This is a genomic window from Comamonas sp. Z1 (genome assembly GCF_008121555.1).
Classification (GTDB): Bacteria; Pseudomonadota; Gammaproteobacteria; order Burkholderiales; family Burkholderiaceae_C; genus Comamonas; species Comamonas thiooxydans.
In genome coordinates this window covers 56,792-83,476 of the sequence record NZ_VOQT01000006.1, presented here as the reverse complement: position 1 = coordinate 83,476, position 26,685 = coordinate 56,792, and the positions used below count along the sequence as shown (strand labels likewise).

General features: G+C 65.6%; 21 protein-coding genes. 16 read left to right on the top strand and 5 right to left on the bottom strand.

All coding sequences use genetic code 11. The annotated features are described in order from the left end of the window. Nucleotides 1-7: 7 nt before the first annotated feature. Complete coding sequence (soxR, locus tag FSY45_RS13185; RefSeq protein ID WP_046461147.1) at nt 8-478, bottom strand: redox-sensitive transcriptional activator SoxR; 471 nt, start codon at nt 476-478, stop codon at nt 8-10. Between the two features lie 341 nt (nt 479-819). Between soxR and FSY45_RS13180 the strand changes: the two genes are divergently transcribed. From FSY45_RS13180 to bioF, 11 genes are all read left to right on the top strand, one after another. Further along, on the top strand, nt 820-2,019 hold the full coding sequence (locus tag FSY45_RS13180; protein ID WP_046461148.1) for an efflux RND transporter periplasmic adaptor subunit: 1,200 nt from the start codon (nt 820-822) through the stop codon (nt 2,017-2,019). 11 nt (nt 2,020-2,030) lie between these two features. Beyond that, a complete protein-coding gene (locus FSY45_RS13175; RefSeq protein WP_046461149.1) occupies nt 2,031-5,225 on the top strand; it encodes an efflux RND transporter permease subunit in 3,195 nt (1,064 codons plus the stop codon). Continuing rightward, nucleotides 5,218-6,690, top strand: a complete 1,473-nt coding sequence (locus FSY45_RS13170) for an efflux transporter outer membrane subunit (protein WP_046461150.1) — start codon at nt 5,218-5,220, stop codon at nt 6,688-6,690. The genes FSY45_RS13175 and FSY45_RS13170 overlap by 8 nt, the downstream gene beginning before the upstream one ends. After that, a complete protein-coding gene (gene alkB, locus FSY45_RS13165; RefSeq protein WP_046461151.1) occupies nt 6,687-7,361 on the top strand; it encodes a DNA oxidative demethylase AlkB in 675 nt (224 codons plus the stop codon). The genes FSY45_RS13170 and alkB overlap by 4 nt, the downstream gene beginning before the upstream one ends. A 66-nt stretch (nt 7,362-7,427) precedes the next feature. Next, the gene (locus FSY45_RS13160; protein ID WP_003070538.1) at nt 7,428-8,504 is read left to right on the top strand and encodes a homocysteine S-methyltransferase family protein; all 1,077 of its coding nucleotides are present in this window, start codon (nt 7,428-7,430) and stop codon (nt 8,502-8,504) included. Between the two features lie 188 nt (nt 8,505-8,692). Continuing rightward, on the top strand, nt 8,693-9,838 hold the full coding sequence (locus FSY45_RS13155) for a Fe-S oxidoreductase (protein WP_148748104.1): 1,146 nt from the start codon (nt 8,693-8,695) through the stop codon (nt 9,836-9,838). A gap of 259 nt (nt 9,839-10,097) precedes the next feature. After that, a complete protein-coding gene (locus FSY45_RS13150) occupies nt 10,098-11,093 on the top strand; it encodes a porin (protein WP_003070535.1) in 996 nt (331 codons plus the stop codon). Between the two features lie 547 nt (nt 11,094-11,640). Beyond that, nucleotides 11,641-12,633: a biotin synthase BioB gene (gene bioB / locus FSY45_RS13145; protein ID WP_046461199.1), complete on the top strand. Its 993-nt coding sequence runs from the start codon at nt 11,641-11,643 to the stop codon at nt 12,631-12,633. A 131-nt stretch (nt 12,634-12,764) separates the two neighbouring features. After that, nucleotides 12,765-14,108 (top strand): adenosylmethionine--8-amino-7-oxononanoate transaminase, encoded by a 1,344-nt coding sequence (bioA, locus tag FSY45_RS13140; RefSeq protein ID WP_046461200.1) that lies wholly within the window; start codon nt 12,765-12,767, stop codon nt 14,106-14,108. After that, nucleotides 14,105-14,788: a dethiobiotin synthase gene (bioD, locus tag FSY45_RS13135; protein ID WP_046461154.1), complete on the top strand. Its 684-nt coding sequence runs from the start codon at nt 14,105-14,107 to the stop codon at nt 14,786-14,788. The genes bioA and bioD overlap by 4 nt, the downstream gene beginning before the upstream one ends. Further along, entirely contained in the window at nt 14,785-15,981 is a 1,197-nt protein-coding gene (gene bioF / locus FSY45_RS13130) for an 8-amino-7-oxononanoate synthase (protein ID WP_080771140.1), read from the top strand. Before bioD ends, bioF begins: the two co-directional genes overlap by 4 nt. Before the next feature lie 35 nt (nt 15,982-16,016). Here the strand turns inward: bioF and FSY45_RS13125 are convergent, their stop codons facing one another. Next, entirely contained in the window at nt 16,017-17,498 is a 1,482-nt protein-coding gene (locus FSY45_RS13125; RefSeq protein ID WP_046461155.1) for a PLP-dependent aminotransferase family protein, read from the bottom strand. A gap of 108 nt (nt 17,499-17,606) precedes the next feature. Here FSY45_RS13125 and FSY45_RS13120 point away from each other — a divergent pair, with 108 nt between their 5' ends. The 3 genes from FSY45_RS13120 (at nt 17,607) to FSY45_RS13110 (ending at nt 21,083) form a co-directional block, all read left to right on the top strand. Then, on the top strand, nt 17,607-18,836 hold the full coding sequence (locus FSY45_RS13120; protein ID WP_034363383.1) for a benzoate/H(+) symporter BenE family transporter: 1,230 nt from the start codon (nt 17,607-17,609) through the stop codon (nt 18,834-18,836). A 4-nt stretch (nt 18,837-18,840) separates the two neighbouring features. Next, entirely contained in the window at nt 18,841-19,665 is an 825-nt protein-coding gene (locus FSY45_RS13115) for a YggS family pyridoxal phosphate-dependent enzyme (RefSeq protein ID WP_003070520.1), read from the top strand. A 218-nt stretch (nt 19,666-19,883) separates the two neighbouring features. Then, the gene (locus FSY45_RS13110) at nt 19,884-21,083 is read left to right on the top strand and encodes an aspartate aminotransferase family protein (protein ID WP_003070519.1); all 1,200 of its coding nucleotides are present in this window, start codon (nt 19,884-19,886) and stop codon (nt 21,081-21,083) included. 134 nt (nt 21,084-21,217) lie between these two features. Here the strand turns inward: FSY45_RS13110 and alr are convergent, their stop codons facing one another. After that, nucleotides 21,218-22,324, bottom strand: a complete 1,107-nt coding sequence (gene alr / locus FSY45_RS13105) for an alanine racemase (RefSeq protein ID WP_003070517.1) — start codon at nt 22,322-22,324, stop codon at nt 21,218-21,220. Nucleotides 22,325-22,457: 133 nt separating this feature from the next. Between alr and lplT the strand changes: the two genes are divergently transcribed. Next, a complete protein-coding gene (gene lplT / locus FSY45_RS13100; RefSeq protein WP_003070514.1) occupies nt 22,458-23,759 on the top strand; it encodes a lysophospholipid transporter LplT in 1,302 nt (433 codons plus the stop codon). Nucleotides 23,760-23,846: 87 nt separating this feature from the next. Beyond that, nucleotides 23,847-24,731 carry a DMT family transporter gene (locus tag FSY45_RS13095; RefSeq protein WP_003070512.1) on the top strand — a complete coding sequence of 295 codons (885 nt, stop codon included), beginning with the start codon at nt 23,847-23,849 and terminating at the stop codon, nt 24,729-24,731. 129 nt (nt 24,732-24,860) lie between these two features. Here FSY45_RS13095 and FSY45_RS13090 read toward each other — a convergent pair whose 3' ends face one another. Continuing rightward, nucleotides 24,861-25,376: an AmiS/UreI family transporter gene (locus FSY45_RS13090; protein ID WP_003070509.1), complete on the bottom strand. Its 516-nt coding sequence runs from the start codon at nt 25,374-25,376 to the stop codon at nt 24,861-24,863. Between the two features lie 124 nt (nt 25,377-25,500). Continuing rightward, a complete protein-coding gene (locus tag FSY45_RS13085) occupies nt 25,501-26,643 on the bottom strand; it encodes a helix-turn-helix domain-containing protein (RefSeq protein WP_046461156.1) in 1,143 nt (380 codons plus the stop codon). Between the last annotated feature and the right edge of the window lie 42 nt (nt 26,644-26,685).

Genomic DNA, 26,685 nt, shown 5'->3' with positions numbered 1-26,685 from the left:
GCCCAGGCTAGTGGCCCTCGGCCTGCAGCTCGTCGCCTAGCCAGCGGCGGGGCCCTGGGCCGCCGCGCTGGCATTGGTCGCCGGGGTTGTACATGCTGCAGACCTTGAGCGACAGACAGCCGCAGCCTATGCACTGGTTGAGGCTGTCGCGCAGGCGCTGCAGCTCGGTGATGCGCTCGTCCAGCCGCTGCTGCCAGATGCGCGACATCTTCTGCCAGTCGCCGCCTGTAGGCACGTGCCGCGTCGGCAACCGTGCCAGCTGCGCGGCGATCTCCTCCAGCGTGAAGCCCACACGCTGCGCAAACACGATGTAGGCAATGCGCCGCAGGCCCGAGCGGTGGTAGCGCCGCCTGCCGCCGGGGCTGCGCACCGATTCGATCAGACCCAGCGACTCGTAGAAGCGCAGCGCCGATGCGTTGACGCCGCTGCGCTGCGCGAAGTCGCTGATGCTCATCAGCGGATCATCCTCAGTTTTCATGATGTCTTTATCCGGAGCTTGACTTAAAGTTCACTTGAACTTGAAGAATGCCGCCATTGTGATCGATAGCCGGTGGAGCCGCAATCAGCGGCCCAAGTGCTGGCCGGAGTTCTTCTGATATCCGTAGCTGTATTCGCTTGATGAAAAACGACTTCAGATGGTTTTGTGCCTGAAGTCATTTGGTGAATTGCGGCAGCAGCTATCTTTATTGAATCTCTCTCAGCCACCTGCCAATGCTTGTCACAAGCCTGGCTGCTCCTGCGTCTTGTAGGCAGAGGTGGCCGTTCCGTCAGGCCTGCTGCCGCCAGCAGGGCGGGCGCATTCATTCTGGGAGAGTCCATATGTCAGTCCATTCCACGCCGCCGCTGCGGCCCTTGCTGCTGGCCGGCGGCCTCGCGGCGCTGGTCCTGCTTTCGGGCTGCGACCGTCCCGGCGCGGGCGATGCCCATGCCGGCAACGGCCCGCCGCCCGCGCCCGAGGTGCAGGTAGTCGAGGTTGCCTTGCAGGCCATACGCCCCTGGGACGAGTTCAATGGCCGCATCGAGGCCGTGGAGTCGGTGCAGCTGCGCTCGCGCGTGTCGGGCTATATCGAGCGCATCGCCTTCGTCGAAGGCCAGGAGGTGAAGAAGGGCCAGCTGCTGTTCGTGATCGACCAGCGGCCCTATCGTGCGGCCCTGGCCAGCGCCCAGGCCCAGCTCGAACGCGCGCGTGCCGCTGCCGGGCTGGCGCAGACGCAGGACCAGCGCGCGCGCCAGCTGGTGGCCGAGAATGCGGTCTCGCGCGAGGAGGCCGACACGCGGGCCGCAACGCTGGCCCAGGCCACGGCCCAGGTGCGTGCGGCCGAGGCCGAGCTGGCCACCGCACGGCTGCAGCTCGACTTCACCGAGGTGCGTGCGCCCATCACGGGCCGTGCCAGCCGCGCCCTGCTCACCGTGGGCAATATGGCCCAGGCCGACCAGAGCGTGCTGACCACCCTGGTCTCGCAGGACCCGGTGTATGCGTATTTCGATGCCGACGAGCACAGCTTTCTGCGCTACCAGAAGGCAGGTCTGGCCGGCCTGAGGGGCCAGGGCCGCGCGGTGCGCGTCGCCCTGGTCGGCGACAGCGGCTTTCCCCATGCGGGCACGCTGGACTTCAGCGACAACCAGCTCCAGTCGGGCACGGGCACCATGCGTTTGCGCGCGCGCCTGGCCAACCCAGACCGGATGCTGACGCCAGGCCTGTTCGCACGCGTGCAGATGCAAAGCGGCCCGGACCGGCAAGAGGCCGAGACCCAGGCGCTGCTGATCGACGACAAGGCCGTGCTCACCGACCAGGACCGCAAGTACGTATATGTGGTGGGCGCAGGCAATCTGGCCGAGCGCCGCGACCTTACGCTGGGTCGCATGGTCGATGGCCGGCGCCTGGTAGAAAAAGGCCTGGCTGCGGGTGACCGGCTGGTGGTGGGCGGCGTGCAGCGCATCTACTACCCCGGCATGCCCGTCAATCCCAGGCCGGTGGCATCAGCTACCGCGCAGCCCGTGCCCGCCGCTGCGCAGTAAGGGGGAGTGCCATGGACTTCTCCAAATTCTTCATAGACCGGCCCATCTTCGCGGTCGTGCTCTCCATCATCATGTTCGCCGTCGGTCTGGTGGCCATTCCGCAGCTGCCAGTGGGCGAGTACCCCGAGGTCGTGCCGCCCAGCGTGGTGGTGCGCGCCACCTATCCGGGAGCCAATCCCAAGGAGGTCGCAGAGTCGGTGGCCGTGCCGCTGGAGGAAGCCATCAACGGGGTCGAAGGCCTGATGTACATGAAGTCGGTCGCGGCTTCGGACGGCAGCCTGCAGGTGGTCGCCACCTTCCGCCCCGAAATCGACCCCGACACCGCCGCCGTGCGCGTGCAAAACCGCGTCAGCCAGGCCCAGAGCCGGCTGCCCGAGGAGGTGCGGCAGTTCGGCGTGACCACGCAGAAGCAGGCGTCCACGCCGCTGATGTACGTGGGCCTGGTCTCCAAGGATGGCAAGCATGATGCGCTGTACCTGCGCAACCATGTCACGCTCAAGATCAAGGATGTGCTGGCGCGCATTCCTGGCGTGGGCGACGTGGGCATCTACGGCGCGGGCGACTATGCGATGCGCGTCTGGCTGGACCCGCACAAGGTGGCAGCACGCCAGCTCACGGCCGGCGAGGTGATCGCCGTCATCCGCGAGCAGAACATCCAGGTCTCGGCCGGTCAGCTGGGCGCCGAGCCCAGTGCACAGAAGTCCGACAAGCTGCTGTCCATCAATGTGCGCGGGCGGCTGAAGACGGCCGAGGAGTTCGGGGACATCGTGCTCAAGAGCGGCGAGGGCGGCCAGGTCGTGCGTCTGGCCGACGTGGCGCGCATCGAGCTGGGCGCCAGCGACTACACGCTGCGCTCGTGGAGCGACACCAAGAACATGGCGGCCGTGGGCATCTTCCTGTCGCCGGGTGCGAATGCACTGGGCGTGGCCGAGCAGGTCTATGCGGCCATGGACCGGCTCTCCAAGGACCTGCCCGAAGGCGTGGCCTTCGAATCCGTCTGGGACCCCACGGTCTTTGTGCGCGACTCGATCAAGGCCGTGCAGAGCACGCTGATCGAGGCCGTGATCCTGGTGGTGCTGGTGGTCATCGTCTTTCTGCAGACCTGGCGCGCCTCCATCATTCCGCTGCTGGCTGTGCCCGTGTCCATCATCGGCACTTTTGCGGGCCTGTACCTGCTGGGCTATTCCATCAACACGCTGACGCTGTTCGGCCTGGTGCTGGCGATCGGCATCGTGGTGGACGACGCCATCGTCGTGGTCGAGAACGTGGAGCGCTACATCGAGCAAGGCCACAGCCCGCAGGAGGCGGCCCATCTGGCCATGAAGGAGGTCTCCGGGCCCATCATCGCCATCGCACTGGTGCTGTGCGCGGTCTTCGTGCCCATGGCTTTTCTCAGCGGCGTCACGGGCCAGTTCTATCAGCAGTTCGCGGTGACCATCGCCATCTCCACGGTGATCTCGGCCATCAACTCGCTGACCCTGTCACCGGCACTGGCGGCCAAGCTGCTGCAGCCGCACGGCGCACCGCGCGACGCGCTGGCACGCGTCATCGACAAGGGCCTGGGCTGGCTCTTCCGGCCCTTCAACCGCTTCTTCGATCGCAGCGCCCACGGCTACCAGAACTCGGTGGGCCGCTCGCTGCGCCGACGCGGCCTGGTGTTCGCGGTCTATGCGGCGCTGCTGGCCGGCACTGCCGTGCTGTTCCATGCCGTGCCCGGGGGCTTCATCCCCATGCAGGACAAGCTCTACCTGTTTGCCGGCGCCAAGCTGCCCGAAGGCGCGTCGCTGAACCGCACCGATGCGGTCACGCGCCAGATGGTGGAGACGGCCAAAAGCGTGGATGGCGTGGACATGGTCGCGGCCTTCGCGGGCTTCAATGCGCTGCAGTCCACGACCACGCCCAATCTGACCAGCTCCTACATCATGCTCAAGCCCTTCGGCGAGCGCACACGCAGCGCCGAGGCCATCAATGCCGAACTGGGTGCCAAGTTCGCGCAGATCGAGGGCGGCTTCGCCTATGCGCTGATGCCGCCGCCCATCCAGGGCCTGGGCAACGGATCGGGCTATTCGCTGTTCCTGCAGGACCGCGCAGGCCTGGGCTATGCAGCGCTGCAGCAGGCGCTTGAGGCCTTTCAGGCCGAGATTGCCAAGACGCCGGGCATGACCTACCCGGTCAGCAGCTACCAGTCCAACATTCCGCAGCTGGAAGTGAAGGTGGACCGCATCAAGGCCAAGGTCCAGGGCGTGGCGCTGACCGATCTGTTCCAGACCCTGCAGGCCTATCTGGGCTCGGTCTACGTCAATGACTTCAATGCCTTCGGCCGCGTCTGGCGCGTGATGCTGCAGGCCGATGCCGACTACCGTCAGGCCGTGGAGGACATTGCCCAGTTGCGCACGCGCAACGCGCGCGGCGAGATGGTGCCCATAGGCTCCATGGTCACCGTGGTGCCCAGCTACGGACCCGATCCGGTGCTGCGCTACAACGGCTTTCCGGCCGCCGACCTGATCGGCGACTCCGATCCGCGCCTGCTGTCCTCGGCCGAGGTGCTGACCAAGCTGCAGGAGATCGCGCAGCGCACGCTGCCGCGCGGCATCGAGCTGGCCTGGACGGATCTGAGCTACCAGCAGGTCGAGCAGAGCCATGCCGCGGCCGTGGTCTTCGTGATCGCCGTGATGCTGGTCTTCCTGGTGCTGGCCGCGCTCTACGAAAGCTGGACCCTGCCGCTGGCCGTGATCCTGATCGTGCCCGTGTGCATCTGCGCGGCGCTGTTCGGCGTGTGGCTGGCCGGGGGCGACAACAACGTCTTCGTGCAGGTGGGCCTGGTGGTGCTGATGGGCCTGGCCTGCAAGAACGCGATTCTGATCGTGGAGTTCGCACGAGAGCTGGAGATGCGCGGCTCGCCAACAGTCGATGCCGCGCTGCAGGCCTGCCGCCTGCGGTTGCGTCCCATCGTCATGACCTCCATCGCCTTCATCGCGGGCGCCGTGCCCTTGCTGATCGGCGGCGGCGCAGGCAGCGAGGTGCGGGCGGCCACGGGTGTGACGGTGTTCTCGGGAATGCTGGGCGTGACCCTGTTCGGCCTCTTCCTCACGCCGGTGTTCTACGTCACGCTGCGCCGCCTGTCGGGCCGGTCGCTGGCGACCCGCACGCCTGTCCAACCCGCTTCAACTGTTGCACCCGCATCCCTGGAGGGCCGCCATGTCTGAGATCCCCCAACCTCTGCGCCGGCATGCTCTGGCATATGCCGTGGCGGGCCTTGCGACCCTGCTGGCAGGCTGCGCCGTCGGCCCCGATTTCCGCACGCCCGAGCTGCCTCAGGCCGGCGCGCAGTTTGCGCGGGCCGAGCCGTCTGCAGTCCTGAAGCAGGCATCGCCCGAGGCCGGTTCGGATGCCGCGTTCTGGCGCCAGTTCCAGGATGCGCAACTCACGCAGCTGGTCGAGCAGGCCCTGCGGGCCAACCAGGATCTGCGCGCTGCGCTGGCGCGGCTCGATGCGGCCCAGGCCCTGCTGCGCGAAAGCCGTCTTGATCAGTTCCCGACGCTTACCCTGTCGGGCCAGGCGCTGCAGCAAAGACGCAGCGAAAGCCAAGCCATGGGCGGGTCGCGCAGCCAACGCAGCTACAGCGCCGGAATCAATGCGACCTGGGAGCTGGATCTGTTCGGTCGCGTGCGCCGCAACATCGAAGCCGGCAGCGCCGAGCTGCGTGCCAGTGCCGCCGATCTGGCTGCGCTGCAGGTCGCCATTGCGGCCCAGGTCGCGGCCAGCTACGCCGACCTGCGCGGCTGGCAGCAGCGCCTGCAGCTGGCCGAGGCCAATGCCGCCAATCAGCAGGACACGCTGCGCCTGGTTCAGCTGCGGCTGGCGCATGGCAGCGGCACCGATTTCGACCTGGCGCGCGCCCAGGCGCAGCTGGAGACCACGCGCTCGCGCATTCCCGTGCTGCAAGCCCGGATTGCCGTGGCACAGCATCGGCTGGCCGTGCTCACCGGCCAGGTGCCCGAGGCACTGATCGCGGCGCTGAACGCGCCCACCGCGTTGCCTCAGTTGCCAGAGACCATCGCTCCCGGCACGCCCGCCGAGCTGTTGCGTCGTCGCCCCGATGTAGCCGCCGCCGAGGCGCGTCTGCATGCGGCCACGGCGCGGGTGGGCGTGACTACGGCCGAGCTGTTCCCGCGCCTGTCGCTGGGCGGTCTGCTGGGCAGCTCCGCTCTCAGCACGGGCGCGCTGTTCGAGGCCGGCAGCGTCAGCCGCAGCGTGTTCCTGGGCGTGGACTGGTCTTTCCTCGACGTGGGCCGCGTACGCGCGCGCATCGCTGCCAGCGAAGCGGGCGCCCAGGTCGCGCTGGCCCAGTACCAGCAAAGCGTGCTGCTGGCGCTGGAGGACACCGAGAACGCCCTGGTGCTTCTCACGCGCACCCGCAGCGAGGACGCCCATCTGGCCCAGGCCGCCGAGCAGCGAGCACGGGCCGAGCAGCTCGCGCAGCGCCGCTACCGCCTGGGTAGCGTGGGCCTGTACGAGGTGCTGGACGCGCAGCGCGACCTCTACGCGGCCCAGGACGCGGCGGCCGACAGCCGCGCGCGCGGCCTGCGTGCCGCCGTGGCGCTGTACCAGGCGCTGGCTGGCGGCTGGGAGGGCCAGTCGCCGGCCAGGCCTATGATGGCGTTGCAATGACGCTTTCGCTGTTTCCTGCCGACTCCCTGCCCGCCGAAATCATTGATGACGGTGCCGTGCTGCTGCGCGGCTTTGCGGCAGCCGAGGAGCAGCGCTGGGTGGCCGAGGTGACGGCCTTGCAGACGCGGGCCGCATTTCGCACCATGCAGGTGCCCGGCGGCAAGTTCATGTCGGTGGCGATCACCAACGCCGGCGGCTGGGGCTGGATTTCGGATCTGCAGGGCTATCGTTACAGCGCCGTCGATCCGCAGACCGGCAAGCCCTGGCCTGCCATACCGGCTTTTCTGGGCGAGCAGGCCGCCAGGGCGGCGGCGCTGGCCGGCTATCCGGGTTTTGCACCCGATGCCTGCCTGATCAACCGCTATCAGCCGGGCGCGCGCATGGGCTTGCACCGCGACCAGGACGAGCATGACTTTGCTGCGCCCATAGTCTCGGTCTCGCTGGGCTTGCCCTGCCGTTTCCTCTGGGGCGGGCTGACGCGTCAGAGCCCCACCCGGCGCCTTGCGCTCACCCATGGCGATGTGCTGGTCTGGGGCGGGCCCTCACGCCTGGTGTTCCATGGCGTCGCTCCGCTCAAACCGGGCCAGCACCCGCTGCTTGGCAATGAGCGCTGGAATCTGACGTTCCGCATGGCCAAGGCTCGCTACCCGGCAGGCCAGCCATCGGAATAGGCGCTGGCGGCAGGGCAATGCCCGGCTGCCCGGCAAAGCCGGCCAGCTTTCCTACAATGGCGTTCTATGAGCCAGTCGCACCCCACCCCCGCCTACACCCGAGCCCAGGAGCTGCCCGCAACGCTTGCCAAGCGCCTCGTCATTCTTGACGGCGCCATGGGCACCATGATTCAGCGTTTCAAGCTGGGCGAGGCTCAGTATCGCGGCGAGGGCTATGCCGGTGCCGACGGTGCGGGCGAGCGCTTCAAGGACTTCGCCCATGACGTCAAGGGCAACAACGAACTGCTGTCGCTGACCCGTCCCGACGTGATTCGCGACATCCATGAGAAATACCTGGCTGCCGGCGCCGATCTGATCGAGACCAATACCTTTGGCGCGACCACGATTGCGCAGGAGGACTATCACATGGCCGACCTGGCCTATGAGATGAACCTCAAGAGCGCCCAGCTGGCGCGTGCGGCCTGTGACAAGTACAGCACGCCCGATCACAAGCGCTATGTGGCCGGCGCCCTGGGCCCCACGCCCAAGACGGCCTCCATCAGCCCCGATGTGAACGACCCTGCCGCGCGCAACATCACTTTCGAGCAGCTGCGCCAGGCCTATCTGGAGCAGACGCTGGCGCTGATTGAAGGCGGCGCCGACGTGATCCTGGTCGAAACCATCTTCGACACCCTCAACGCCAAGGCCGCGCTGTTTGCCGTGGACGAGGCCTTCGAGCAGACCGGCGAGCGCCTGCCCATCATGATCAGCGGCACGGTGACCGATGCCTCGGGCCGGATTCTGAGCGGACAGACCGTGACGGCCTTCTGGCACAGCGTGCGCCACAGCAACCCGCTGTCCGTGGGTCTGAACTGCGCCCTGGGCGCCACGCTGATGCGTCCCTATGTGCAGGAACTGGCCAAGGCGGCTCCCGACACCTTCATCAGCTGCTATCCCAATGCCGGCCTGCCCAACCCCATGAGCGACACCGGTTTTGACGAAACGCCCGAGATCACCAGCCGTCTGGTGCACGAGTTCGCGGCCGAAGGTCTGGTCAATATCGTGGGCGGCTGCTGCGGCACCACGCCCGACCATATCGGTGCCATTGCCAAGGCCGTGCAGGCCACGGCCACGCGCAAGCTGTTCTACCCGGCCGAGGCCTGATTCCGCCTGGAATGGTTCGCCCCTGATCCGCGCATCGGATCGCCGGCGTGAACCATGCGGCCCGGCACGATCCGGGCAGCCCTGGTGCTTGAGCCACAAGCATTGGCAGCATCTTTTTCCGATGCTTATTCGCAGGGGCGGGCACAATGGCCTGATTCCGGCTTTGATACCCTGCCACCGTCGACCGCATGACTGCACCACTGCAACCCGTTGCCCCCGTACTGCCCATGTCCGTGCCCACGGGCCAGGCGGCTGCGCAGGCCGGCAATGTGGCAGCAGCCGCTGTCCCGGAGCTTCCCGCAGCGCAGCAGCTGCCCGCCGCTCAGGCGACGCCCCCGGCGACCAGCATGGTGCAGTGGTCGCCGCAAACCTTGCAGAACCTCAAGCTCCAGGCCTTTGAGCATCTGATTGCGCAGCTGGCACTGCAGGTGCAGGCCCAGCCCGGTGCACCTGCGGCAAGCTGGCCCAGTCAGGGCCTGCCAGCGGCCGTGCAGCAGTTTGTGCAAAGCCTGCTCGCGCAGGTTCAGGTCAGCCTGCAGGGACAGGCACAGCCCTTGCAGCTGCTGGCCGGCCAGCAGGGATCGGTTGCGCTGATGCAGGCCTTGGCGCAGGCAGCGGTGTCTGGCGCGCAGCCGCCCAGCTCGGCTTTGCAGACGGCGACGGCCCTGTCGCCCACGGCGGCCGTGGCGCTGGAGCAGGCACAGCAGGGCATGGCGGCAGCACCTGCAGGTGGCGCTGCCGCACCGCGTCTGCCCCAGCTGCAGAACTGGCTGGTGCAGCAAGGCACGCTGGTCACGCCGCAAGGCGAGCGCAGCTTTTCCCTGACATTGCAGGTGCCCGCAGCCTGGGCGCAGGCTGTGGGCGCGGCAAGCATCCCGACAGCCCAGGGGCCGGGGACGGCCCTGCGCCTGCCCATGGCGGATCCGGGTGTCTTGAGCAGCGGTCCTCTGGCTCTGGTGGTGCAGCCGCAGTCGTCGGTGGCGACCAGCACACTTGCCACCAGCGCATTGCTGTGGCTGGAGCTGCAGCCCGTCACGGCGAGTTCCGCTCAGGCGACGCCGGCACAGATGGCCGGTCTGCCTCTGGCCATGCCCGCACCGGCGCTGGCGCAGGAAGTGCAGCAACTGCTGCAGAACAAGTCCGATCCCTGGCTGATGATGGCCGCGGCCCAGGCCGCCAATGCCCTGCCTGTGCCGCGCCGCAGCGGCGAGCACCGTTCGCATCTGTGCATGACCGAAGGCTGCCAGTACCAGGGCCTGGCTCCCTGCGCCCAGCCGTTCTGCAGCGAGATGAATCGCATCTGGGCAGCCTCCGGCGTGGCGCACAGCGGCTGAACCAAGCTGACGCAGGGCTGGACTCTGCGCGGGCCGCACTTTCATAATGCTTCCCGTTGCCTGCTTTTTGAGCAGGCTTCTCGGGTCGGAATTGGCAGCCAGGCTGCCAGCCATGTTCCGGCTGTCTTCAGTGCATCAGGCAGGGCCTGACTGCCTGTCATCACCTCATCTCACAGGTCTTCGGCCTTCTCTGTCTTCTGCTGTGCCAAGAGCTGGCTGCGGGGGGCAGTGACTTCACAATTCAAGGAGAACCACCGGCATGCGCTTGCGTACTGGCATTGCTTGTTCCACATGTTTCACTCTTTTGTCTGCCGTGCTGCCTGCGGCGGCCCAGTCGTCCAGCGTCAGCATTGGCGGTCTGATCGACGGCGGCATCTATCGCGGCTTTGATGGCACGGCGCAGGCCGGCACGATTCAGCGCAGCAATCTTGCGATTGCCGGCTGGGAGGACCTGGGCGGTGGCCTCAAGGCCACCTTCCGCCTGAGCGCACGTTTCGATATCGATACCGGGCGCCTGGAGGATCAGGGCCGCAAGCCGTTCTGGCACGACGAGTCCACGGTGGGCTTGCAGGGCGGCTTTGGCCACTTGCGCCTGGGCCGCGCCCTGTCGGCCATGTGGTCGCAGGACTGGAAGTTCGACCCTTGGGCCAATTTCAACCGCATTTCCTCGCCCGCCTGGTATCAGTGGCACTACCTCACGCCTACCGACCGCTACAGCAACAACGGCACCGCCGAGTATGGGCGCATGGCCAATGGCATCTTCTACGACTCGCCCACGGTGGCCGGCTTCACCCTGCATCTGAGTGCCTCGCCGGAGCGCACCGAGGTACCGCTGACCTTGCGCCGCGAAGGGCGCGGTTATTCGGCCTCTCTCAACTACGACTCGGACAGCCTGAGCGGGATGCTGGCCTTCGAGCGCAACGGCAGCGGTGACAAAGACACTTTCGTGGCTGGCAAATACCGCTTTGGCGCAGCCGCCGTGATGGCCGCCTGGGACTATTCGCGCGTGGCCCAGACGGCACTCTCGGCCAAGGCCGTGACGTTGGGCGCCACCTATCAGATGGGACAGACCACGCTGAAGGCCGGTTATGGACGCCAGCGCATGCAGGAGCAGACCAATCATTTCTACTCCCTGGGCGCCGACTACGCGCTGTCCAAGCGCACCACGCTCTATGCCAGCCTGGGGCGCAAGAGCTACGAGTACGGCGCGGACTCGGGAACTTCGTTCGGCGTGGGCATGGCTCACGCCTTCTAAGCCCAGGCCTCCAGCCCCACAGCCGCAGCCTTGCTGCGGCTTTTTTTGCGCCCGGTGCGAATGTCCAACAAGAGTTGAGGGAATTAAATCCGCCAGTTTGGGGTGTTTGTGCGCCTTTGCACGGGCGGTACAGCACTGTTTCTGGCCCTGATCCAGGCCTTGTCCGGGTAAAAATCGCCAAAAACCGTGTTTTTTTGCCGATATCTACGCTCTTCCTCGTTGAAATCCAAGGTCTGAATCTGGTGTATTCCATTTAATTGAGTGCACAAGAGCTCAATTTGGCAGAAGTTATGGCTGGCTGTTTCTAATGAGTGCTGAAAATCCGTTAAATGCATTGAAATTGCGCTCAAAAATAGCGCTTCTTTCTGCAACTCTTTGGCTGGCAACTATTTGCATGCGGGCTCTGTAAATCCTTGATTTTTTTGCCCAAAATGCGCGGCATTCCCCCGATTGAGGAGAGACCGCGATGTCCTATTCCGTGCCCGAGCAAGACAACCCAGTGCGCGCCGCCGACGCGCCGCAAGCCGCCGCCTGCGGCAGCCAGACCATGCACTGGCATGCGCCGGCCAAGCCCGCCGCGGCCTCCGAAGCGCAGCGCTGGCCCGTGGAGGCAGTGCAGTCATTGTTGGACCTGCCTTTTCTGGACTTGTTGCACCGTGCTCAGAGCGTGCACCGTGAGAACTGGCCTGCAGGCGAGATCGAGCTGGCGACCTTGCTGTCCGTCAAGACCGGCGGCTGCCCCGAGAATTGCGGCTATTGCCCGCAGTCGGCCGAGTTCGATACGGGCGTGAAGGCCGAGAAGCTGATGAGCGTGGAGGAAGTCACCCGCGCCGCCAAGGCGGCCCAGGATGCCGGAGCCACCCGCTTTTGCATGGGCGCTGCCTGGCGCGCGCCCAAGGACCGCGACATCGAGAAGATGAACGAGCTGATCGGTGCCGTGAAGGGGCTGGGCATGCAGACCTGCGCCACGCTGGGCATGCTGCAGCCCCATCAGGCGGCATCGCTGCGCGATGCGGGTCTCGACTATTACAACCACAACCTCGACACCGCGCCCGAGTACTACAAGGATGTGGTCAGCACGCGCCAGTACCAGGACAGGCTGGACACGCTGGCTGCCGTGCGCGATGCGGGCATCAGCGTCTGCTGCGGCGGCATCATCGGCATGGGCGAGACCGAGGTCCACCGTGCCGGCCTGATTGCCCAGCTCGCGAACATGGAGCCCTATCCCGAGTCCGTGCCCATCAACAGCCTGGTGCCCGTGCCCGGCACGCCGCTGGCCGACAGCGAGCCGGTGGATCCGCTGGACTTTGTCCGTGTGATCGCCGTGGCGCGCATCACCATGCCCAAGGCCCGCGTGCGCCTGTCGGCGGGCCGCCAGCAACTGGGCGAGGCCGTGCAGACCCTGTGCTTCATGGCGGGAGCCAATTCCATCTTCTACGGCGACAAGCTGCTGGTGACCGGCAATCCCGATGTGGAGGCCGATACCACCTTGATGCGCAAGCTGGGCCTCAAGGGCCTGGGGGCATCGGCCGCAAGCTGATCCCTGAATCTTCCCCGGCCATCGCGCCGGGGCTTTCTCATTGCAAATTGCATGGCCCTGCCTCTGGTGCGGGCCAGGCCGCGCTGCGCCTGCGTTTTGACAAGGCGGGTGATTCGCCTCAGGAGTTTTTGATGGAACACAGTCTTGCCAGCCGCAGCGTGCGCCATGTCTGGCATCCCTGCACCCAGATGAAGCGGCACGAAGCCGCGCCGCCGATTGCCATTGACCACGCCACCGGGCCCTGGCTGGTGGACACCGAGGGCCGCCGTTATCTGGACGGCATCAGTTCCTGGTGGGTCAATCTGTTCGGTCACTCGCATCCGCATATCCGGGCGGCGCTGACCGAGCAGATGCGCAAGCTCGATCATGTGATGCTGGCCGGTTTCACCCATGCCCCCGTGGTCGAGCTGTCCGAGCGCCTGGCCGGCCTGACCGGCCTCGGTCATGCGTTCTACGGCAGTGACGGCGCTTCGGCCACGGAGATCGCGCTGAAGATGAGTGCGCATTACTGGCGCAATCAGGGGCAGCCTGCCAAGCACCGTTTCGTGGGTCTGGCCGGCGGCTACCACGGCGAGACCGTAGGCGCGCTGTCGGTCACCGATATTGCGCTGTTTCGCGATGCCTATGGCCCTCTGGTGCGTCTGTCGGCCACGGTGCCCAGCCCCGATGCCCGTCAGGCCCGGCCTGGCGAAACCGCTGCCGATGTGGCACGCCGCGCAGCAGAGGGTCTGGAGTCCTGGCTGCAAGCGCATCACCAGGAGACTGCAGCCTTGATTCTGGAGCCGCTGGTGCAGTGCGCCGCCGGCATGGCCATGCATGACGCCGAATACCTGCGTCTGGCCCGGGCGCTGTGCGACCGTTATTCGGTGCATCTGGTGGTGGATGAGATCGCCGTGGGCTTTGGCCGTACCGGTAGCCTGTTTGCCCATCAGCAGGCAGGTATCAGGCCGGACTTCATCTGCCTGTCCAAAGGCCTGACGGGCGGCACGCTACCCCTGTCTGCCGTGCTGACGACCGATGAGGTCTATGCCGCTTTTTATGACGACGATGCTGCGCGCGGCTTTCTGCACTCGCATTCCTATACCGGCAACCCGCTGGCCTGCCGCGCTGCCGTGGCCACGCTGGAGCTGTTCGAGCAGTTGGACCAGCTGGCTGCCAATCGGCAGCTGGCCCTGAAAATCAGTGCAGCATTCGCCGGGCTGAATGCTCACCCCCGTGTCAGCAACCCGCGCCAGCAGGGAATGATCTGGGCCTGGGACATCGATACCTCCCTGCCGGACTTTGCGCAGCGCTACCACCAGGCGGCGCTGGATCTGGGCCTGCTGCTGCGCCCCATAGGACGCACGTTGTACTGCATGCCGCCCTATGTGCTCGACGATGCCGACATCGCCCACCTGGGTCAGGCCGCGCTGGCCGCGCTGAACACCACTTTGCAGCAGGAAGCGCAGCTTTGCGCGCAGAAGGGAAAGGCATGATCGGCTGTTTCGTCACGGGCACCGATACCGGTGTGGGCAAGACCCTGGCCAGCTGCGCGCTGCTGCATGCACTGGCAGGCCATCATTCGCGCGTGGTGGGCATGAAGGCCGTGGCCGCAGGCGCCGAGCCCGACGGGCATGGGGGCTGGGCCAACGAAGACACGGTAGCCCTGCGTGCTGCCTCCACGCTGGCCGTGCCGGCAGTGCTGGACAACCCCGTGCTGCTGCCAGACCCCATGTCGCCGCATATCGCGGCCCGGCGCGCGGGCGTGGAGGTGACTTTGGCGCCGATTCTCGATGCCTACCGGCAACTGGCCGCGCAGGCCGATGCCGTGGTGGTCGAGGGGGCGGGTGGCTGGCGCGTGCCGCTGTCCGAGACTCTGTGCATTGCCGATCTGGCCGTGGCGCTGCAGTTGCCGGTGGTGCTGGTGGTCGGAGTCAAGCTCGGCTGTCTGAACCATGCGGTGCTGACCGCAGAGGCGATTCGCGCAGCAGGCTTGCCGCTGGCGGGCTGGGTGGCAAGCCGTGTGGAGCCGCAGATGCTGGTGCCCGAGGAAAACATGGACTGGCTGCGCAACCAGCTGGGACGGCTTGGCGCGCCGCTGCTGGCCGATATTCCGTGGCAGGCCACTCCCGATCCTCGCCTGACCAGTTTCTCCTTGCCCAAGGAATGGCAATGACCGCATCTTCCAATTTCTGGCTGCAGGATATTCCACAGCAGCTGGCAGCCCTGGACGCCGCCGCGCTGCGCCGTACCCGCCGTACCGTAGCGCCCCTGCAAGGCGCGCGCATTCTGGTCGACGGGCAGCCCATGCTGCAGTTCTGCAGCAACGACTATCTGGGGCTGGCACAGCACCCGGCCATGATTGAGGCGGCCTGCGCCGGTGCGCAGGATTTCGGTGTGGGCTCGGGCGGCTCTCCCATGGTCAACGGCCATAGCACGGCCAATGCCGCGCTGGAGGAGGAACTGGCCCGCTTTGTGCAGCTGCCCCGTGCGCTTTACTTCTATGCCGGGTTTGCCACCAATGCCAGCATCATCCCGGCGCTGGTGGGGGCGGGCGACGCCATTTTCTCTGACGCTCTGAATCACGCCAGCCTGATCGATGGCTGTCGCCTGTCGCGTGGCCAGATCCACCGTTTCGAGCATGGCGATCTGGCTGCATTGGAGCAGCTGCTGGCTGCTTGCCCGGTGCAGCGCAAGCTGGTGGTGAGCGATGCCGTCTTCAGCATGGATGGCAATGTGGCAGATATCGAGGGGCTGCTGGCACTGTGCGAGCGCTACGACGCGTTGCTGCTGCTCGACGATGCCCACGGCTTCGGCGTGCTCGGCCCGCAAGGCCGTGGCAGCCTCGCGGCTGCGGGGCTGACGGGGGTCAAGGCCTCGCCGCGTGTGCTTTACATGGCCACGCTGAGCAAGGCGGCCGGCGTCTCGGGCGCCTTTGTGGCAGGTCATGAGTTGCTGATCGAGTGGCTGCTGCAGAAAACGCGCAGCTACACCTTTGCGACGGCCGCCCCTGCGATGCTGGCGCGTGCATTGCAAACCAGTCTGCAGCTGATTGAGGAGCAGAGCGCTTTGCGCGAGCAGCTGCAGGCTCGTATTGCCCAGCTGCGCGCGGGTCTGCAGCCCTTGTTGCAGGGCAAGGGCTGGCGGCTTTTGCCATCGGACACGGCCGTGCAGGCACTGGTGGTGGGCGGCAACGACGCTGCGCTCGGCCTTATGGAGGGGCTGCGCCGCCATGGCCTGTGGGTGCCCGCGATTCGCCCTCCCACCGTGCCCGTGGGCACGGCTCGGCTGCGTATCGCCTTGTCGGCGCTGCATACCGAGGCCGATGTGAAGCAATTGCTGGCGGCGCTGCAGGAGCTTGCCGGCTGAGGCCTGGCCGTTTTGCGCTGGCGCGCCGGTCGCTGTCAGTGGCGTAGCGCCTGCAGCACCTGCGCCAGCTTCCTCGCGGCGACTTCCAGTTCATGCGGTGCGTGAGCGGCAAATCCCATGAGAAAACCCGTCTGTTGCGGGCTCGATGCATGCAGCTGCGTCAAGCCGAGTAGGTCTATGCCCGCCCTGCGCGCACCATCCACGGCGGCGCGTTCAGCAATGTCGTGCAACAGGGTGCACGGCATCTGCATGCCTCCCGCCGGCACCCGTGGCTCGAGGAAGTCGCCCAGATGCTCGCGCACCAGCCGCGCCAGCACATCGCGTCGCTCGGCGTAGACGGCGCGCATGGTACGCACATGCGCTCCCAGGTGCCCGCCTTCGATGAACCGCGCCAGCGTCAATTGCGCAATCGCTGCGCTGTGTCCATCCAGCAAGGTTCGCGCCACCGTCATGGGGGCGACCAGCGAAGCCGGCAACACCATATAGCCTATGCGTAGCCCAGGGAACATCGATTTGGTGAAGGTGCCGACATAGATCGTGCGCTCGTGCTGATCCAGCCCCTGTACGCAGGCCATGGGCTTGCCGGCGTAGTGAAATTCGCTGTCGTAGTCATCTTCGATGATCCAGGCCTGCTCCTGCTGCGCCCAGGCTATGGCGGCCAGCCGGCGATCCAGAGCCAGCGTGGTGCCCGTCGGGAACTGGTGGGATGGAGTCAGGAACACCGCCCTGGCAGCGGGTAGGGTCTGCAGTAAGTCCACCCGCATGCCGTCGCCGTCCAGCGGCACGGGCACACATTCCAGCCCCGCCGCATCGAAGGCTTTGCGTGCGCCGTGATACACAGGGTCTTCGATGAAGATGCGATCACCGGCATCGAGCAGTACATTGGCGCACAGGGTCAGAGCCTGTTGCGAACTGGTCAGCACCAGCACGCGCTCGGGCGCGGCGCGCGCGCCGCGCTCCAGGTTGACATAGGCGGCAATGGCCTGGCGCAAAGCCTCGGTGCCCTGCGGTGGACTGTGCAGCAGAGCCCGGGTGCCGTGCTCCTTGAGCACCTGCCGCTGAAGGCGCTCCCAGGTCTGAAGCGGGAAGTTGCGTGTCTCAGGCACACCGGGCGCAAAAGCGCGTGGCGCGAGGAAGTCACGCAGGCCACCGCCCGCGAACATGGCTGCGCCGCGTTGGCTCAAACGCAGGGCGGGAACGCGCGCCAAAGGACTTTGCATCAGGCCGCGCCCCGGAAGGCGTTGCACCTGCTCGGACACAAAGCTGCCGCTGCCCGTGCGTCGTTCGATAAAGCCTTCGGCATGCAACTGGCCATAGGCGGCCTCCACCGTATCGCGCGAGACACCCAAGGATTGGGCCAGGGCTCGCGATGCCGGCAGGCGCCGGCCCACGTCCAGCGCGCCATCGAGGATCAGCTGCCGTATGGCCCGTTGGATGCGGACATGCAGCGGCAAGGCGCCATGAGCGGGGTCGCCGATCCAGGCTTTGACGGATTCGAGTTGGGCGTGCTTGAACAAATGGTCTGTATTCCTGCAAAAAAGTGGCCGGGAGTATCAGGCCATTTCGATTCTATAAATCTGCTACCCCATGGGGTCAAACACTTTTCCGGGAGCCCTTGCAAGACCATGTCAACCACCCACTCGCCTTCGTCTCTTCGCTGGAACGATCTCACACATCCCGTCGTGGCAGGCCTGATCTCGGTCATCGTCAACTACGGCGGTACCTTCATCCTTGTGTTCCAGGCGGCCAAGGTGGCGGGCCTCGGCCCCGAGCTGACGGCCTCCTGGGTATGGTCGATCTCGATTGGCGTAGGGCTGACAGGTCTGCTGCTCAGTTGGGTGACGCGCGAGCCCATCATCACGGCCTGGTCCACACCTGCTGCGGCATTCCTGGTGACTGCCCTGGCGAGCACGCCCTATGCCGAAGCAGTGGGGGCCTACCTGCTCTCCGCGCTGGCTTTCGTGGTGCTGGGACTGTCGGGATATTTCGAGCGCGTCATCCGGCTTATTCCTGCCGGCATTGCGGCCGGACTGCTCGCGGGCATCCTGCTGCAATTCGGTATCAAGGCGTTTGGTGGCATGAGCGTCGATCCCATGCTGGCGGGCCTGCTGATCGCGACCTATGTGGTGCTCAAACGGATTTCGGCACGCTATGCCGTCGTCGGCATCCTGGTGCTGGGGCTGGTCTTTTTGCTGTCGCAGAATCGGGTCGATCTGTCCGGGCTGGAGTTGCAGCTTGCTGCCCCAGTGTTCACCAGGCCGGAGTTCTCGCTCAATGCCCTGCTCAGCGTCGCGCTGCCGCTGTTTCTCATTACGCTGACCGGCCAGTACATGCCCGGCATGCTGGTGCTACGCAACGATGGCTTCAAGACCAGCGCCAATCCCATCGTCACGATCACGGGCCTGGGCTCGCTGCTCATGGCTCCGTTTGGTTCGCATGCGTTCAACATCGCCGCGATAACGGCTGCAATCGCTACGGGCCCGCAGGCGCATGAAGATCCCTCCAGGCGCTGGATTGCCGGCGTTGCTGCAGGCATGTGCTACATCCTGGTCGGCGTGTTCGGGGTCACGCTGGCGGCGGTCTTCATGGCTTTTCCTGCCACCTTCATCACCACGCTGGCAGGCCTCGCCCTGCTGGGCACCATTGGCGCCAGCCTGGCCACGGCCCTGGCGGATGCCAAGGTGCGCGAGGCCGCGTTGATCACCTTCCTGGCTGCTGCCGCCAACATCACGTTGCTGGGTATTGGCGGCGCCTTCTGGGGACTGGTCATAGGGCTGCTCGCCTATGCGGTCCTCAACGGCCGGCTGCCGTTGAGCGCACAGTCGGGCGCGATAGCCGCCATGGAAAAAGGATGAGGTGATGCCCATGACTTCAGAAACCCCGACCCGTCACGATCAACATGGCCTGTACCCCGAGGCCGGCACGGTAGAGGACTTTCGCCGCAACCTCGCCACCGTGCAGGAGCGCATTGCAGCTGCCTGCCAGCGCGCGGGGCGTGATCCAGCCAGCGTGCGCTTGCTGCCCGTCAGCAAGACCAAGCCGCAAGCCAGCCTGCGTCTGGCCTATGCAGCGGGCTGCCGCCTGTTGGGCGAGAACAAGGTACAGGAAGCGTTTGGGAAATGGGAGTCCATGCAGGACCTGGCCGATCTGCGCTGGTCGGTCATCGGCCACCTGCAGACCAACAAGGCCAGGCTGGTGGCACGTTTTGCCAGCGAGTTCCAGGCCTTGGACAGCCTGCGCGTGGCAGAGGCGCTGGACAGGCATCTGCAGGGCCAAGGGCGGTCGCTGGACGTGTTCGTGCAGGTCAATACCTCGGGCGAGGCCAGCAAATATGGCTTGAATCCCGAGGATGTGCCGGGTTTCATCCAACAACTGCCCGTGTTTTCCGCGTTGCGCGTGCGTGGTCTGATGACGCTGGCGCTGTTTTCCGCCGAAGCCGAACGGGTGCGTCGGTGTTTCATTCTCCTGCGCGAGCTGCGCGATCAGCTGCAGCAAAGCGCGCCTGCGGGCATGGAGCTGGATGCGCTGTCGATGGGGATGTCCGGCGATTTCGAGATCGCCATCGAGGAGGGCGCTACCGTGGTGCGCGTGGGGCAGGCCATCTTCGGCGCGCGTCCGTTACCCGATAGCTATTACTGGCCAACGCGCTCTGATCCGCAGACGCCGGAATCCGTTACCGATTGATATGGCATAGGCGCAATCGCAGGTGGCTTGTGCCCGCGCTGTGCGTTGCGGCCGTAGCAAGCCGGCCAATCTGCCGCCAGGTCCTGCGGGTGCTGCGCCATGCCCGGCAAGCGCAATGCGCGATTTTTGCCGCTGAGACCGGGCATTGGCCTGCTGCAGAGTTCTCTTGAGCTGGCTGATGTCTGCCAGTTTTCTTTTACATCCCACCGGAGCATTGCATGCCACAAACCGACTCCCATTTGATGAGGGCATACGCCCGCCAACCTGTTTCTTTTGTGCGCGGTCGCGGCGCCAGCCTCTGGGACGAGCAGGGGGTGGAATACCTGGACGCCATCGCCGGCGTGGCGGTCACCAGCCTGGGCCATGCCCATCCGGAGATCGCCGCCGTCATGGCCGAGCAAGCCGCGACGCTGCTGCATACCTCCAACGTGTTCCGTATCGACTGGCAGGAGCAGCTTGGCGAGCGCTTGTGCGCGCTCGCCGACATGGAAAAGGTGTTCTTCTGCAATTCGGGTGCCGAGGCCAATGAGACGGCTCTCAAGCTCGCCCGCTTGCACGGGCATCGCAAGCAGGTGGCCGAGCCGCAAATTCTCGTGATGGAGAACGCTTTTCATGGCCGCACGCTGGCGACACTCGCCGCCACGGGCAACGCGGCCAAGCAACAGGGCTTCGAGCCGCAGATGCCGGGCTTTGTGCGCGTGCCCTATGACGACATCGATGCAGTGCGCCGTGCGGCCCAGGAAGTACCAGGTATCGTCGCCGTGCTGGTCGAGCCCGTACAGGGCGAAGGCGGCATCCGTGTCGCCAGTCCCGGCTACCTGCGCGCTCTGCGCGAGCTCTGCGACAGCCAGGGCTGGCTGCTGATGCTCGACGAGATCCAGACCGGCCTGGGCCGTACGGGGGCCTGGTTCGCGCACCGGCACGCCGGTATCACGCCCGATGTGATGACCCTCGCCAAAGCACTGGGCAACGGTGTTCCCATTGGCGCCTGTCTGGCGCGTGGCTCCGCCGCGAACCTGTTCTGTCCCGGCCAGCACGGCTCCACCTTCGGTGGCAATCCGCTGGCATGCCGCGTGGCCTGTGCCGTGCTCGACATCATGGAAAGAGACGGCATTGCGCAGCGGGCAGCACAGCTGGGCGAGCGCCTGCTGGCTGGGCTGCGGCGGGCTCTGGGAGGACACCCGGGTGTGCAGGCCATCCGAGGCCTGGGCCTGATGGCTGGGATCGAGTTGAACCGGAACTGCCAGGAGCTGGTCGGCCGCGCGCTGGCCGAACAGCGATTGCTGATTACCGTGACCCGTGAGCGCACGATCCGGCTGTTGCCGCCGCTGATCTGCGACGAGGCACAGATTGACGACATCGTTGCCAGAGTCGCCAGCCTGTGCCAGGACAGCGCACCAAGCCGCCACGCTGTTTAGCTGCCGGTGCGTGAGCGCTGCGGCCGAAGTCGTCGCTGGTCCGATGAGGTCGTTCCTGGCGCCGCATTCCGGACTCTGATGCGCGGTCCTGCCTGCCTGCCTGCCTGCCTGCATCGCGTCGGGAGCAGGCCGGTCTACTTGCCCGCACCCTCCACCTGCTTGGGGACGCGGGGAGCCACGGCACACATCAGCTCGTAGCCCAGCGTGCCGGCAGCAGCGGCGACCTCGTCGATGGGCAGTACGGCACCATTGCTGGCGCGACCCCAGAGCGTGACTTCGCTGCCCAGCCTGGCCTTGGGAACGGGGCTCAGGTCCACAGCCATCATGTCCATGCTGACGCGGCCCAGCGTGCGGGTGCGCACACCGTCCACCAGCACGGGCGTACCCGTGGGGCAGACGCGCGGATAGCCGTCCGCATAGCCGCAGGCCACCACGCCCAGGCGCAGCGGTCCGTCGCATTGAAAACGCGAGCCGTAGCCCACGGTGTCGCCGGCATGCAGCTCCTGCGTGCCGATGATTTTTGACGACAGCGTCATGGTCGGCTCAAGACCCCAGTGAGCCGCATCATGGGTGGGAAAGTCGGGCGAGCTGCCGTAGAGCACGATGCCGGGCCGCACCCAGTCGCAGCGCACATTGTTTTCATCACCATGCAGCAAGGTGGCAGCGCTGTTGCTGACGCTGCGCTCGCCGGGCAGGTCCAGCGTGGTTTCGTGAAAGACCCTGAGCTGGTGATCCAGGCCATGCTCCACATCGGCATCGCTGAAGTGGGTCATGAACGAGATCTCGTCGACCTGGGGCAGAGCGTTCAGCCGCGCATAAGCCGCACGAAAACGCTCGGGTGTAAAGCCCAGCCGGTTCATCCCGCTGTTCATCTTGAGGAAAACTCGGTGGCCGACCTGGGTCTTGTGGGCGGCCAGCCAGTCGATCTGCTCGTCGCAGTGCACTGCATGCCAGATGCCCAGACGCGAGCAGATTTCCAGGTCGCGCAACTCGAACACGCCTTCGAGCAGCAGGATGGGGCCGCGCCATCCCAGATTGCGCACGCGCTGGGCCTCATCGAGGTCCAGCATGGCAAAACCGTCCGTCGCTCGCAGACCCTCAAACACGTTTTCGATACCGTGGCCATAAGCGTTGGCTTTGATCACGGACCACAATTTGGCATCAGGGACGGCTTGCCGTACCCGCTCCAGGTTGTGGCGAACGGCTTCAGGATGGATGGTGGCAGTAATGGGACGAGGCATGGTTTTTCTCAATCAGACCAGTGGGATTCTGGCACTGTCAGCTGGAGCCTGCGTGATATAACCGCCAGTCACTTGCCACGGGGTCTATTATTTCCTTGGCATCGGTCCGTCCGGTGCCAGTTACAGCTAATTCATGAAGCGCGGTTTCTACACCATCATGTCAGCGCAGTTTTTCAGCTCGCTGGCAGACAACGCCTTGTTTGTGACCGCTGTAGAGCTGTTGCGTGCCAATGGTGCCCCCGAGTGGCAACGTGCTGCCCTGGTGCCCATGTTCGCCCTGTTCTATGTGGTCCTGGCCCCCTTTGTCGGAGCCTTTGCGGACGCCTTGCCCAAGGGCAGGGTCATGTTCATCAGCAATGCCATCAAGGTGATGGGCTGTCTGATGATGCTCTTCGGCCATCATCCCTTGATCGCCTACGCCGTCATCGGGCTGGGCGCGGCCGCCTATTCGCCGGCCAAGTACGGCATCCTGACCGAGCTGCTGCCGGCCTCTCAACTGGTCAAGGCCAATGGCTGGATCGAGGGGCTGACCATCACCTCCATCATTCTGGGCGTGCTGGTGGGCGGCCAACTGGTGGGGCCGACCGTTTCCCAGCATCTGCTGGGCTTTGACTTCCCGTATTTCAATACCGGCGTGGACACCCCTGCCGAGGCCGCAATTGCCCTGCTGATCCTGATCTACGTCGTTGCGGCCTGGTTCAATCTGCATATTCCGCTGACGGGCGTGGCCATGCGCCCGCTGCGCGAAGACCCGAACAAGAGCCTGGTTGCCAATCTGCTGGGCCTGCTGCCCGACTTCTGGCAGTGCAGCAAGCGCCTGTGGGCCGACAAGCTGGGCCAGATTTCGCTGTCCACCACCACGCTGTTCTGGGGGGCTTCGGGCAATTTGCGCTATATCGTGCTGGCCTGGGGAGCTGCGGCTCTGGGTTACAGCACCACCCAGGCCTCGGCCCTGGTGGGGGTGGTGGCAATCGGTACGGCCGTCGGTGCGGTGCTGGCATCCATGCGCATGCGCCTGGACAACGCCACGCGTGTGATCCCCCTGGGCGTGCTCATGGGCCTGCTCGTGGTCTGCATGATCTTTATCGACAATCTCTGGGTGGCCGTGCCCTTCCTCATTCTGCTTGGTGGTTTGGGCGGTTTTCTGGTCGTTCCCATGAATGCGCTGCTGCAGCATCGCGGCCATAATCTCATGGGCGCGGGCCGCTCGATTGCGGTGCAGAACTTCAACGAGCAACTGGCCATTCTGGCCATGGGCGGCTTCTACAGCCTGTCCACCAAGATGGGGCTGACTGCCTTTGGTGCGATCACGGTATTCGGTCTGCTGGTTGCCGCTAGCATGGTGCTGATCGGCATCTGGCACTGGAATAATTGCAGAAGGCACCCGGCAGAGGTTGAAAAGCTGCTGGAAGTCGCCCGCCGCGACTGCCATTGAAGCTCTGCAGCTGGCGCCGACAAGCTGCATTCACTACACGATCAATAGCTTCTAACGCTTGCAGAGCAAACGTTAGAAGCCTTTTTTATGCATAGTCCACTGCCTGTATTTGCGCTGCTGCTCAATGCCCTGATCTGGGGCTTGTCATGGTGGCCGTTTCGTCTCATGCATGAGGCCGGACTGCATCCGCTGTGGGCCACGGCAGCGATGTATGCACTGGTGCTGGCCGGTCTGCTGATACTGCGCCCGGCCAGCCTCAGGCAGGCCTGGCAATACCCGGTGCTCCTGCTGCTGGCTGCCAGTTCGGGCCTGAACAACGTGGCCTTCAACTGGGCCGTGACCGTGGGCGACGTGGTGCGCGTCATCCTCTTGTTCTATCTCATGCCGGCCTGGGCGGTGCTGCTGGCCTGGAAGCTGCTGGGCGAAAAGCCCACGCCCATGGCGCTGCTGCGCCTGTTGCTGGCCTTTGGCGGTGTGGTGCTGGTGTTGCTGCCCGCCGATGCCTCGCTCTCCGGGTTGTTTGCCGGTCTCACCCTGGCCGATGCGCTGGCCGTGTTCGGCGGCTTCATGTTTGCACTGACCAATGTGTTGCTGCGCCGCTTTCAAGGCATTCCGGCCCAGGCCCGCATGCTGGCCATGTTTGCCGGCTGCATGAGCATGGGCCTGCTGACCGCCTTGAGCGCCAGCAGCGCTGGCATGGTGCCGGGCTTTCCTGCTTTTGATGGCGGTTGGGCCTTTCTCGCACTTGGCTTGGCCGTGGTTTTGATGTTTGGTAACTGGGCTCTGCAATTTGGCGCAGCGCGTCTGCCCTCGGGCGTGACCTCGGTGGTCATGCTGTCGGAAGTGGTGTTTGCCAGCATCTCCTCGGTGCTCATCGCCCACGAGCAGCTCAGCGCACGCACGCTGGCCGGCGGTGCGCTCATCATGGGAGCAGCCTTGCTGGCCACCTTGGGCCGAGCCCCGAAAAAATAGCCCAAACCACATCAAGGACACCGAGGAAGGGCCTGGGCCGGCCGCGCCGCCCCGCACCGAAGGTGTAGTCCCCCTCCCGAAGAGAGAGGGGGAAGGCGGGGCCGCCCAGGCGCACAGCGCCTCAGGGGGTCACATCAGCTTCCCCGCCAGGATCAGGTATCCGGGTACCCAGCCCGTGAGCACGCCCTGGGCAATGCACAGCCAGCCCGTGGGGCGTTCAATGCTTTTCCTGAGGGCCAGCAGAGCAAAGAACAAGGCCCAGAGTACGGCCCAGGCGGCCCAGTTGACGCCCATCCACCAGTCCAGCCCCGAACTGGCGCTGGTCAGCGTATCGAGGGCGACGGGAACAGCGGTGATCGCCACGAACAGGCTGAACCAGCCCAGACCGCGGCCGTCGGCACCGCTGAAGCGATTGAAAGCCACCCAGAGATAGGTGAAGGCGAACAGCAGGGTCAGAGCGCCGCTCTTGACCGATGCCGCGTCGGCCGCCGGGCCGAAGATGCTGGCCAGGCCGATGCATAGCGACACCACCCCGGTGAAGATATTGATGACCCAGATTTCCTTGTCGGCAATCTTGCCCAGCATCCACAGGCCGTTGAGAAACAGCACCGCACCCACATAAAACAGCGACAAACCCAACCACATACACGCTCCTTGGCTGCAGGCCGGTGCAGCGCGGCGAGGATTGTGGGGCCGAGCGGGGCGGGGCGGAACCCTGGGCGAACGCAAAAGAGTCTTGCACCATGGGTCGGGAATGGGCTCAGAAACCCTAGTCCCGACCGCCGCGCAGGCGGCGGTACAGCGTGCCGCGCGAGATGCCCAGGGCGCGCGCTGCCTGGGAGACATTGCCGCCATGCTGGTCCAGCGTCTCCCTGATCAGCTGCGCGCTGTGCTCGCGCAGCGTCGCTAGAGGCTGCGCCTCGGCGACGGGCGTTGCTTCGGTGGTTGCAGGGCAGGCCAGGTCTTCCGCGCTGCAGGCGTCCAGGTGCGAGCCAAGGCCATGCGAGGTTTGCAGATGCGCCTGCATCCAGACGCCCAGGCCGCTGGCCAGGCGCAGCGGCGCGGGGCTGGGCTGGCCGCTCAGTTGCAGCAGGCGCGATAGATCATGGCCCAGCAGTTCCTGCGCGCTGCACTCTGTATCCAAGGGCTGGCCGATGAGCTGGGCTGCGGTGCCGTTCATCCAGGCGACGCGGCCATCGGCAGCCACGCCCATCAGCGCCTGCAGCGGCGTGTGCAGCAGGGCTGGCGTCACTTGAAAGCGCAGCACCAGATGCTCGTGCGACTGAGCCTGCAGCAAGGTGTTTTCGATGGTCGTGGCGTACATGCCGACCACGGGACCGGCATCGAAGCTGAAATGCTGCTCCTCCACCATCAGATTGAGCACCCCGGCCAGGCGGCCGTGCACGTCGCGTATGGGTGCTGCTGCGCAGCGGAAGGCGTGCAGCTCGTCGAAATAGTGCTCGCCGTTGGTGACGGTGCAGGCCTGGCCGGTGGCGGCGACGATGCCCGGTGCGTTCGTGCCCATGGCCTGCTCGGACATATTCAGGCCGACCCGCTCGTCACGGGGCCGCATGGATGCCGGGGAGACATGGAGCACGATGCCCTTGTCGTCCGTCAGCATCACGCGCGTGCCGGTGCCCGCTAACGCCTGCTCCAGGGTCGGCAACTCGTGCTGCAATGCCTGCAGCAGGCCGCGGCAGCGCTCCTGCGTGGCATGCAGCCGGCTGGGGCTGACCGGAGCCAGAGCCAGCCGCCGTCCATTGCAGTGCTGGCGCTGGCTGCGCAGCCAGGACTGGATGACCGCCTCGCTGACCAGGCCCGAGGGGCGTATGCCGGCCTCGAAGAACTGGCGGCGAGCCTGCAAGGCCCGCTCCGCCCCGGTGCTCGAGAAGCACTGCTGTAGCGCGTCCATCGCGCGTGGCTCATCAACGTTCATGTCATGTCCAGGCTGTCC

Bases quoted from the DNA above. Each gene is read 5' to 3' on its own strand.
- alkB (WP_046461151.1), top strand. From the start codon at position 6,687: ATGACGCTTTCGCTGTTTCCTGCCGACTCCCTGCCCGCCGAAATCATT.
- FSY45_RS13090 (WP_003070509.1), bottom strand. From the start codon at position 25,376: ATGTGGTTGGGTTTGTCGCTGTTTTATGTGGGTGCGGTGCTGTTTCTC.
- alr (WP_003070517.1), bottom strand. From the start codon at position 22,324: ATGCCTCGTCCCATTACTGCCACCATCCATCCTGAAGCCGTTCGCCAC.
- FSY45_RS13115 (WP_003070520.1), top strand. From the start codon at position 18,841: ATGCCCATGACTTCAGAAACCCCGACCCGTCACGATCAACATGGCCTG.
- FSY45_RS13170 (WP_046461150.1), top strand. From the start codon at position 5,218: ATGTCTGAGATCCCCCAACCTCTGCGCCGGCATGCTCTGGCATATGCC.
- lplT (WP_003070514.1), top strand. From the start codon at position 22,458: ATGAAGCGCGGTTTCTACACCATCATGTCAGCGCAGTTTTTCAGCTCG.
- bioB (WP_046461199.1), top strand. From the start codon at position 11,641: ATGCACTGGCATGCGCCGGCCAAGCCCGCCGCGGCCTCCGAAGCGCAG.
- FSY45_RS13160 (WP_003070538.1), top strand. From the start codon at position 7,428: ATGAGCCAGTCGCACCCCACCCCCGCCTACACCCGAGCCCAGGAGCTG.
- FSY45_RS13175 (WP_046461149.1), top strand. From the start codon at position 2,031: ATGGACTTCTCCAAATTCTTCATAGACCGGCCCATCTTCGCGGTCGTG.
- bioF (WP_080771140.1), top strand. From the start codon at position 14,785: ATGACCGCATCTTCCAATTTCTGGCTGCAGGATATTCCACAGCAGCTG.
- FSY45_RS13120 (WP_034363383.1), top strand. From the start codon at position 17,607: ATGTCAACCACCCACTCGCCTTCGTCTCTTCGCTGGAACGATCTCACA.
- soxR (WP_046461147.1), bottom strand. From the start codon at position 478: ATGAAAACTGAGGATGATCCGCTGATGAGCATCAGCGACTTCGCGCAG.
- FSY45_RS13085 (WP_046461156.1), bottom strand. From the start codon at position 26,643: ATGGACGCGCTACAGCAGTGCTTCTCGAGCACCGGGGCGGAGCGGGCC.
- bioD (WP_046461154.1), top strand. From the start codon at position 14,105: ATGATCGGCTGTTTCGTCACGGGCACCGATACCGGTGTGGGCAAGACC.
- FSY45_RS13150 (WP_003070535.1), top strand. From the start codon at position 10,098: ATGCGCTTGCGTACTGGCATTGCTTGTTCCACATGTTTCACTCTTTTG.
- FSY45_RS13095 (WP_003070512.1), top strand. From the start codon at position 23,847: ATGCATAGTCCACTGCCTGTATTTGCGCTGCTGCTCAATGCCCTGATC.
- FSY45_RS13155 (WP_148748104.1), top strand. From the start codon at position 8,693: ATGACTGCACCACTGCAACCCGTTGCCCCCGTACTGCCCATGTCCGTG.
- FSY45_RS13180 (WP_046461148.1), top strand. From the start codon at position 820: ATGTCAGTCCATTCCACGCCGCCGCTGCGGCCCTTGCTGCTGGCCGGC.
- bioA (WP_046461200.1), top strand. From the start codon at position 12,765: ATGGAACACAGTCTTGCCAGCCGCAGCGTGCGCCATGTCTGGCATCCC.
- FSY45_RS13110 (WP_003070519.1), top strand. From the start codon at position 19,884: ATGCCACAAACCGACTCCCATTTGATGAGGGCATACGCCCGCCAACCT.